General features: G+C 66.9%; 1 protein-coding gene. It reads right to left on the bottom strand.

All coding sequences use genetic code 11. From position 1 onward, the window contains the following. Positions 1–251 (bottom strand): Asd/ArgC dimerization domain-containing protein (locus SB772_RS43805; protein WP_410839004.1); only part of this gene is annotated, 251 nt, incomplete at both ends.

Here is a 251-nt window from a genome sequence, read left to right as displayed (position 1 = left end):
CGGCAGACTCCAGGGCCTGGTTGACCGCAGCCAGGTCGACCGGGCGACGGCTCTGCACGGCCACACTGAAGCTATCGCCGAAAAACACCGGGACTTGAACGCAGCTCACCGAAATCTTCAGTTCAGGCTGCCCGAGCAGCACGCGCAATTCGCTGACCAGGCGCCGCTCCAGCGCGGTGTGGCCCTGTTCGTCGGCGGCGCCGACCTGGGCCAGCAGGTTGAACGCCATCTGGCGGTCGAAGAAGCGCGGC

This window comes from Paraburkholderia sp. SIMBA_030 (assembly GCF_046535245.1).
Lineage (GTDB): Bacteria > Pseudomonadota > Gammaproteobacteria > Burkholderiales > Burkholderiaceae > Paraburkholderia.
The sequence above is the reverse complement of the archived record's forward strand: the minus strand, read 5'-3'. Positions and strand labels throughout refer to the sequence as shown.